The sequence below is a fragment of the Photorhabdus antumapuensis genome (genome assembly GCF_020387775.1).
Classification (GTDB): Bacteria; Pseudomonadota; Gammaproteobacteria; order Enterobacterales; family Enterobacteriaceae; genus Photorhabdus; species Photorhabdus antumapuensis.
Genome location: NZ_JAHZMK010000048.1, coordinates 492 through 9,870, shown reverse-complemented (window position 1 = coordinate 9,870; position 9,379 = coordinate 492). Strand labels below are relative to the sequence as shown.

Here is a 9,379-nt window from a genome sequence, read left to right as displayed (position 1 = left end):
AGTGAAAGCAGCCAACAAAGCAACAGCTTGAAAGATGAAGGGTATATATCCTTGATACGTCAATCAAGCGTATCATGATAAATAAAAATTTAAACAATATATTATAAATATAAAATTTATTTACTTGGTTCTTAGTAACGATTACTTAAAGCATATTATTTATTTACATCCATCAATATTATTGCTGTTCTATATAATTGTAATTATTAACTAATGAATTATTTATCAACCCTACAAATTACCTTTACAGGAAATCACACCTTGAAAACACACATTATTATTCAATCCGCAAAACAACGACCTGATTTAAAAGGTGCCTCGGATGAACTTCTTTACAATAACTGGCCTTTATTTATGCTGAATACTTCAGCGGATGATGAAGGCTGGGATGAATTATTCGAGCCAGATTTCAGCCAATTCCAACAATTCGCTATTTTGCAACAAGGGAAAGAGCAGAAATTAATTGGTACTGCTAATTCGGTGCCTTTCCCTTGGGAAGGAGATTCATTAGAGCAACTGCCGGATAATGGCTGGGATGAAGTTTTTCACAGGGGTATGATTGCCCGTGGAAAAAAAACAACAAAAATGTTGTCGGCACTATCGGTAACGATATCTCCTGAATTTCGCGGCAAGAATTTGCCAGCATTACTTATTAGTAGCTTAAAGCAAGCGGCTATTGATGCGGGGCTGGAAGGGTTAGTTGTTCCTGTCAGGCCAACGTTGAAACAAAATTACCCATTGCAAGATTTTGTACAATACTGTGGATGGAAAAATGACAACAATGAACCTTTTGATCCTTGGATTCGGACACATTGGCGCCTGGGAGCAAAGATTATTCAACCGGCTATGCACTCAATGTATATAAAGGCCACGCTCGATAAATGGCAGGAATGGACAGGAATGAAATTTCCGCAAAGTGGGCAGTATATTATTCCTAGTGGCTTAGTGCCGCTAATGGTAGATGTACAACAACAAATGGGTTATTACATTGAGCCCAACTTATGGATGTTTCACAACTTGCATGTTTGATTTAGCATTATTGCGATAACTTTCATATTGCATATTTTTGGCTCATTTACTGACTAATCTCTCAGCATGGGTATAAATAGTCGCTTTACCGGGTTTACAAAAACCAACCAAGGTTAAATGATATCGATCAGCAATTTCTACAGCCAATGAAGTTGCTGCTGAAACCGCAAATAAAATTTCAACACCACAGATGGCTGATTTTTGTACCATCTCATAACTAGCACGGCTGGATATCAGAACAGCACCTTGCTGCCAGCCTGTTTTTGCCTTCATCCCTAGCACTTTGTCCAATGCAACATGACGACCTACATCCTCACATCCTCCCAATAATTTACCTTCTGGATTGATCCAACTTGCTGCATGAGTGCAACCTGTCAATGCGCCAATATCTTGGACGTTAGTCAGTTGAGAGAGAGCATGGTCAAGATGGCTTAATGAAAAAGTTTGAGTGAAAGGCAACGGGGTGAGCGGGCGAAAAATATCAGAAAGTTGTTCTGTACCGCAGATGCCACAACCCGTTCGTCCCGCCAGATGACGTCTGCGCTCTTTTAAACCAGCAAAACGACGGCTAGAAAGTTCTATTTGCAACTCAATGCCGCCGTTACAATTAGGGATAATATCAATGCCACGAATCTCGTGCTGAAATTCAATGATGCCTTCGGAAAGCGAAAACCCAATAGCGAAATATTCGAGATCTTTGGGACTTGCCATCATTACGACATGCGAAATACCGTTGTAAACTAAAGCAACAGGAACTTCTTCTGCAATCCAATCAGCTTTTAATATGTCGGGATCGGATTTTTGTTGCACATTCGTTCTTTTTGTACCCTCAATCACACCAAATGGTAACAACTTCCCTGATTTAACGTTATACATTAGATGAGTTCCTAATAGTGTTACGACACAATAATTGTGTGGAAAAAAGAGTCTATACTATTTGTCAGGCAATAAATCTGATCCCGCTACGGAAAGTAGTTTTAATAAGAAAGAACACATTCGAAATTTTTCCCATGATGGAATGGGTATTGTTTAAAACAATGTGAGTGAGGAGATTCCCATGCAAGTCAGCAGAAGGCAGTTCTTTAAAATCTGCGCTGGCGGTATGGCAGGTACGACGGTAGCAGCGTTGGGCTTTGCACCAACCGAAGCCCTTGCACAAACGCGTAACTATAAATTGTTGCGAGCACGTGAAACCCGAAATACCTGCACATACTGTTCTGTCGGCTGTGGGCTGTTGATGTACAGCCTTGGCGATGGCGCAAAAAATGCGAAAGCAACTATTTTCCATATTGAAGGTGATCCTGATCACCCGGTAAACCGCGGCGCACTTTGTCCTAAAGGGGCTGGTTTGGTTGATTTTATTCATAGCGAAAGCCGCCTGAAATACCCGGAATATCGTGCTGCGGGTTCTGACAAATGGCAACGTATTACTTGGCATGAAGCATTTGATCGCATTGCTAACCTAATGAAAGCAGACCGTGATGCCAATTTCATTAAAACCAATCAAGAAGGCGTGACAGTCAATCGTTGGCTGACAACCGGTATGCTGTGTGCATCTGCTGCCAGTAACGAAACAGGTTATCTATCGCAAAAATTTAGTCGCGCTCTCGGCATGCTCGCCGTAGACAACCAAGCACGTGTCTGACACGGACCAACGGTAGCAAGTCTTGCTCCAACATTTGGTCGCGGTGCGATGACCAACCACTGGGTTGATATCAAGAACGCGAATCTGATCGTCGTTATGGGTGGTAATGCTGCCGAAGCGCATCCTGTAGGATTTCGCTGGGCAATAGAAGCCAAAATCCATAATAACGCTAAGTTAATCGTGATTGATCCGCGTTTTACCCGTACAGCATCTGTGGCGGATTTCTATACCCCAATCCGTTCTGGTACTGATATTGCTTTCTTGTCAGGTGTCATTTTATACCTACTGACCAACGATAAGATTAATCATGAATATGTCGAGGCGTATACCAACGCCAGCCTGATCGTGCGTGAAGATTACTCGTTCGATGATGGTCTGTTCAGTGGTTATGATGCAGAAAAACGTCAATACGATAAAACCAGTTGGAACTATGTACTGGATGAAAATGGCTTTGCTCAACGTGATATCACACTTAAACACCCACGTTGTGTATGGAACCTGTTAAAAGAGCACATTAGTCGTTACACGCCCGATGTCGTCAGTAATATTTGCGGTACGCCAAAAGAGGATTTCCTGAAAGTCTGTGAATATATTGCAGAAACTTGTGTTAAGGATAAGACCGCTTCTTTCCTGTACGCACTGGGTTGGACTCAACACTCAGTTGGTGCACAGAATATCCGGACTATGGCAATGATCCAGCTACTGCTGGGCAACATGGGGATGGCGGGTGGCGGTATTAATGCATTGCGTGGTCACTCGAATATTCAGGGATTGACTGACTTGGGGTTGTTGTCGCAAAGCTTGCCGGGATATCTGACACTCCCCTCGGAGAAACAGGCTGATTTGCAAACTTATCTCCAGGCAAACACGCCAAAACCAATGCGGCCGGGTCAAGTTAACTATTGGGGTAACTACCCAAAATTCTTTATCAGTCTGATGAAGAGTTTCTACGGTGATAACGCCCATAAAGATAACGACTGGGGTTTTGACTGGCTGCCGAAGTGGGACAAAGGTTATGATGTTCTGCAATTTTTTGACATGATGTCGAAAGGTGAAGTAAATGGCTATATTTGTCAGGGCTTTAACCCAGTAGCTTCTTTTCCGAATAAAAACAAAGTCGTTGGTGCACTGTCGAAACTGAAATTCCTGATCACTATCGACCCGCTTAATACTGAAACTTCAACTTTCTGGCAGAACCACGGTGAATTTAACGAAGTCGATTCATCCAAAATTCAGACAGAAGTTTTCCGCCTGCCATGTTGCTGTTTTGCTGAGGAAAACGGTTCAATTGTTAACTCTGGTCGCTGGTTGCAATGGCACTGGAAAGGGGCGGATGCGCCGGGAGAAGCTATCGGTGATAGTGAAATCCTTTCTGGTATCTTCAAACGTCTGCGGGATCTGTACCGTGCTGAAGGCGGCGCATCACCAGAGCCGGTGCTGAACATGACCTGGGATTACTTCAACCCAGATAGCCCCACATCAGAAGAGGTGGCTCAAGAGAGTAATGGCCGGGCACTGATTGATCTGGTTGATGCTGATGGCAACGTCATAGTGAAACAAGGTCAGCAATTAACCTCTTTTGCGCAGCTACGTGATGATGGTACTACCGCTAGTGGCTGTTGGATCTTTGCTGGAAGCTGGACACCAGAAGGTAACCAGATGGCCCGTCGTGATAACTCTGATCCGTCAGGATTGGGAAATACGCTAGGTTGGGCATGGGCATGGCCGTTAAATCGTCGTATTTTGTACAATCGCGCATCAGCTGATCCCCGGGGTAAACCGTGGGACCCAAAACGTCAGTTACTGACGTGGGATGGTATTAAGTGGGGTGGTGTCGATACTGCTGATTACAGCGTGGCGGCGCCGGAAACGGATGTTGGTCCATTTATCATGCAACCGGAAGGTATGGCGCGTCTGTTTGCTATTGATAAGATGGCGGAAGGACCATTCCCTGAACACTATGAACCTTTTGAAACACCATTGGGGACCAATCCGCTGCATCCGAATGTGGTATCCAACCCGGCAGCCCGCGTGTTCAAAAGCGACTTTGAAGCAATGGGTAAAGCAGATAAATTCCCTTATGTAGGAACGACTTACCGCTTGACAGAACATTTCCACTATTGGACAAAACATGCATTGTTGAATTCGATTATCCAACCTGAACAGTTTGTGGAAATCGGTGAAAAACTGGCGGAAAAGAAAGGCATCAAACACGGTGATACCGTCAAGGTTAGCTCTAATCGTGGTTACATCAAGGCGAAAGCGGTTGTCACCAAACGTATTCGTACCCTGAATGTACACGGTCGTGAAGTGGATACTATTGGTATTCCTATTCATTGGGGCTTTGAAGGGGCAGCGAAGAAAGGCTTTATTGCCAATACATTGACACCATTTGTTGGTGATGCGAACACCCAAACGCCTGAATTCAAAGCGTTCCTGGTTAATGTGGAAAAAGTGTAAGGGGAAAAATTATGTCATTACAAACCCAAGACATTGTTCGTCGCTCTGCCACAAATTCTTTTACTCCTGCACCACGGGTGCGGGATGACCAAGAGAGCGTTGCGAAGCTGATTGATGTGACAACCTGTATCGGTTGTAAAGCTTGTCAGGTGGCCTGTTCTGAGTGGAACGATATTCGTGATGAAATCGGTTATAACGTTGGTGTTTATGATAACCCGGCGGATTTAACCGCTAAATCATGGACCGTGATGCGCTTCTCAGAGGTTGAAGAGAACGGCAAACTGGAATGGCTGATTCGTAAAGATGGTTGTATGCACTGTGCAGATCCGGGTTGCTTGAAAGCTTGTCCAGCCGAAGGGGCGATTATCCAGTATGCAAATGGGATTGTTGATTTCCAGTCTGAACACTGTATCGGCTGTGGCTATTGTATCGCGGGTTGTCCGTTCAATGTGCCAAGGATCAACAAAGAAGATAACCGGGTATATAAGTGCACTCTGTGCGTTGACCGCGTTAATGTCGGTCAGGAACCTGCCTGTGTGAAAACCTGTCCGACCGGTGCAATCCATTTTGGCAGTAAAAAAGCGATGAAAGATTTGGCGGCTGAACGGGTGAGTGAGTTGAAAGGCCGTGGTTATGAGCATGCGGGCTTGTACGATCCTGATGGTGTTGGTGGTACTCATGTGATGTATGTACTACACCATGCTAACAAACCACAGCTATATCATGGCTTACCGGACAATCCCGCTATTAGTCCAACCGTCACCTTCTGGAAAGGTATCTGGAAACCGCTGGCCGCGGTGGGATTTGCTGCCACATTCGCTGCCAGCCTCTTCCATTATGTGGGAATTGGCCCAAACCGAGTGACGGAAGAAGACGAGGAAAATGCGCGTCGTGATGCAGAATCTTCTCAGAAATCAGTTAATAGGGAGGAACAACGATGAAAGGCAGGAAAGATATTATTATCCGTCACTCACCCGTTGAGCGAATAAACCATTGGGCGGTGGTACTCTGTTTTCTCTTTACCGCCATTAGTGGATTAGGATTCTTTTTCCCCTCTTTTAACTGGCTGATGAATATCTTCGGTACGCCTCAATTGTCACGGATTTTGCATCCATTTGTTGGTTCAGTGATGTTTGCTTTATTTATCTTTATGTTTTTCAGATATTTTAAACATAACTTTATCGACAAAGATGACATTGTATGGCTTAAAAATATCCATAAGATTGTAAAAAATGAGGAAGCTGGTGATATTGGCCAGTATAACTTAGGTCAGAAAGGGGTCTATTGGTTTATCAGTATTTTCCTGATATTGCTCGCTGTCAGTGGTGTTATTATTTGGCGTCCCTATTTTGCTAATCTCTTCTCTATTCCGATAATTCGAATTGCGCTGTTAATCCATTCAATGTCAGCTATTGGTTTAATCTTGACGATTATGGTTCACGCTTATGCAGCATTCTGGGTAAAAGGATCTCTCCGGGCAATGGTTGAAGGTTGGGTAACCCGTGGTTGGGCGAAGAAACATCACCCACGTTGGTATCGTGAAGTAATGAAACAGGAACAACAAGAAGAGAAACGTTAATACGTTTCGAATATAATCATCGAAGCAGGATCGTCATATCCTGCTTATCACTAACATAAAAAAGCATCAAAAAATTTTGATGCTTTTTTATTCCTCAAAAACATAATATGCATATAATCATCTTTGGGAATAACCTTTAGTTCCTACAATTTATTTTATCCGTAGTTTGATAAACGAATATGGTGAATATGATTGATCTATAACTTTAGTCTCTTGAACGACAAGCCCAGCTTGGTTAGCCAGATATTCGAATTCAGCAAAACTACGCTCTTTCCCTAAAAATAACATATCCATTAATAGATCGAAAGATCTAGAAAATTCTGGCTCTTTCACCATATTTATCAATAATAGAGATGAGTTTTTATCCATTGCTTTGCGGAAATTCTCTAAAATGAGTATTGAATCACTATCGGACCAATTATGGAGAATATTTTTTAAAATATACAAATCATAACCCGATGGAATTGACTTTAGAAAATCTCCATTAATAAAGTCTATATTGTCAGAAACTGGAAGTTCATTATATCTATCCAATACAGCGTAATGTTTTCCTTTTACCTTTTCACTGATTCTCGCTAAAAGCTTCCCTTCTCCCCCTCCAACATCTAATATTCTATCGTGCTGATTAAAATCATAAATACCAAGTAACTTCTCAACTATTAAATTTGAGAGTCTTGTCATTAAAGAGTCAAAATTTGATTTGAGAAACGTGTTACCATCCAAATATTGAAAGAATGGCTTGCCATGTGCCATTTCAAATGCCGATTTGCCATCATCTTCAAATAGGGATTTTCCATACATTAACCAACCGTTACAATAATCTGAGCAAATTTCAAGCTTTATCATGAATGACTCAAAACTTTCAGGATCGGCAAACACATGACACTCATCAGAAAGCCTGAATTTATTATCGTTACTAACCAATACCCCCATTTCAACTAAGAAATCACATAATCGACTAAACCGAGCATAATTAACACCAGATTTACGGGAAAGCTCGCTTATATCGACATAAACTCCATCTTTAAAGTGAGTAGATAATCCGGTATCAACAAAAGCATGAATTGCAGCTGATCTTCTATTTGATGCAATCAATTCAGTTAGCATTGAGCCATCCTTTATATCTGTATATTATGAGAAAATTAAGTATTTTATCCAAAATCCAAGAAATAGCATGATGATAGATTGGATATCGCAACAACCTATTTGAAACAAAATGTAATTATTAACTTTGTTATCTTTTCACGTAAAGGTGCAGTTTACTTTGCTTCCGCATTGTTAAAAGTAAGCTACCAGATTATATTAAATTTGACAAAAATAAATCACAAAAATAAATGACAAAGATCACAATTAGCTACTCTCATAACTCTTGATAATTAAATATAAGAAAATAACGTAGTATATATATTACTATTTACATTCATTTATAGAAGAAATAAATAATTATAAAACCTGAAAAATTATAAGGTATTCGCAACAGGAAAATAAACGTCAATGATTTCCTCTTCAAATATCATCAATGAAAGGTATTCATACCCTACCCATTATTAATTAATTTTGATTCAATAATATAAGATGGAAATATAGCATCAGATATTTTGATGCCATACTTGTTATATCTGTTTTCAGCGAAAAAATATCCATATAACTATTTATGTGAAGTTCCATAATTATCTGTAATTTATTTTACACCTAACTCTATGATTGAATATTTTTCATTTATATCTTTGATACCTTTAACGACAAATCCTGCCTGGTGAGCTAAATCTGCTAATTCATTCAAATAACGCTCTTTACCTAATAATAGTACATCCATTAATATATCCGTAGAGTCAATTATTTCTAATTGTGATGTTTTCACCGTACCTATCAACAAAACAGTTGCATTATCATCCATAGCTTTTCGGCAGTTCTGCAAAATTAATACTGCGTTATTATCAGACCAATTATGGATAATATTCTTTAAAATATATAAATCATAACCGGATGGAACTGACTTAAAAAAGTCTCCATTTATAAATTCAATATCTTCTAAAACAGGAGTTTCATTATATCTGTCCAATACAGCATAATGTTTTCCTTTTATTTTTTCATTCATTCTTATTAAAAGCTTTCCTTCTCCTCCTCCAACATCTAATATTCTGTTGTGTTGACTAACATCATAAATATCAAGTATTTTCTCTATTATTTTGTCCGAGTTTTTTGACATAAAAGAATCAAAATTTGATCTGAACAATTCATGATTATCCAAATATTCAAAGAATGGTTTTCCATGCGCTATTTCAAATGCCGTTTTGCTATTATTCTCATATAAGGATTTTGAATACATTGACCAAGCGTTCCAATATTCTGGGCTAACTTCGCACCTTATCATCAATGATTCCATACTTTCAGGATCGGCAAGTGCACTGCACTCCTCAGAAAGTGCAACTCCCGCATTGCTGCTAACCAATACCCCTATTTTGATTAAATATTCACATAACCGGCTAAAGCGAGAATAATCAAGACCGTATTGACGGGAAATTTCTCTGATATTTACGCAGACCCCATCTTTAAAGTGAACAGATAAACCCATATCAACAAAAGCATAAATTGCGGTTGATTTTCTACATGATGTAATAAGATCGATTAGCATAGCGTTATCCTTTATACCCGTTATCTTTCAA

Annotated in this window: 7 protein-coding genes; 4 read left to right on the top strand and 3 right to left on the bottom strand. The window is 40.3% G+C overall.

The features are described from left to right. The first annotated feature begins 261 nt into the window (after nt 1-261). Complete coding sequence (locus KZ793_RS17120; RefSeq protein ID WP_225816433.1) at nt 262-1,029, top strand: transferase; 768 nt, start codon at nt 262-264, stop codon at nt 1,027-1,029. A gap of 42 nt (nt 1,030-1,071) precedes the next feature. On the opposite strand, the gene fdhD is transcribed toward KZ793_RS17120, so the two are convergent. Next, nucleotides 1,072-1,905 carry a formate dehydrogenase accessory sulfurtransferase FdhD gene (gene fdhD, locus KZ793_RS17115; RefSeq protein WP_225816432.1) on the bottom strand — a complete coding sequence of 278 codons (834 nt, stop codon included), beginning with the start codon at nt 1,903-1,905 and terminating at the stop codon, nt 1,072-1,074. 181 nt (nt 1,906-2,086) lie between these two features. On the opposite strand from fdhD, the gene fdnG reads away from it, so the two are divergent. From fdnG to fdoI, 3 genes are read left to right on the top strand one after another with little or no spacing between them, the layout of a single operon-like run. Beyond that, nucleotides 2,087-5,134, top strand: a complete 3,048-nt coding sequence (fdnG, locus tag KZ793_RS17110) for a formate dehydrogenase-N subunit alpha (RefSeq protein WP_225816431.1) — start codon at nt 2,087-2,089, stop codon at nt 5,132-5,134. A gap of 11 nt (nt 5,135-5,145) precedes the next feature. Then, a complete protein-coding gene (gene fdxH / locus KZ793_RS17105) occupies nt 5,146-6,075 on the top strand; it encodes a formate dehydrogenase subunit beta (protein ID WP_118986020.1) in 930 nt (309 codons plus the stop codon). Then, nucleotides 6,072-6,713: a formate dehydrogenase cytochrome b556 subunit gene (gene fdoI, locus KZ793_RS17100; protein WP_225816430.1), complete on the top strand. Its 642-nt coding sequence runs from the start codon at nt 6,072-6,074 to the stop codon at nt 6,711-6,713. The genes fdxH and fdoI overlap by 4 nt, the downstream gene beginning before the upstream one ends. Nucleotides 6,714-6,863: 150 nt before the next feature. Here fdoI and KZ793_RS17095 read toward each other — a convergent pair whose 3' ends face one another. Together KZ793_RS17095 and KZ793_RS17090 are read right to left on the bottom strand one after the other, a co-directional pair. Beyond that, nucleotides 6,864-7,820, bottom strand: coding sequence for a methyltransferase (locus tag KZ793_RS17095; RefSeq protein WP_225816429.1), 957 nt, complete (start codon nt 7,818-7,820; stop codon nt 6,864-6,866). A gap of 574 nt (nt 7,821-8,394) precedes the next feature. Further along, entirely contained in the window at nt 8,395-9,348 is a 954-nt protein-coding gene (locus tag KZ793_RS17090; protein WP_225816428.1) for a methyltransferase, read from the bottom strand. Nucleotides 9,349-9,379 lie beyond the last annotated feature (31 nt).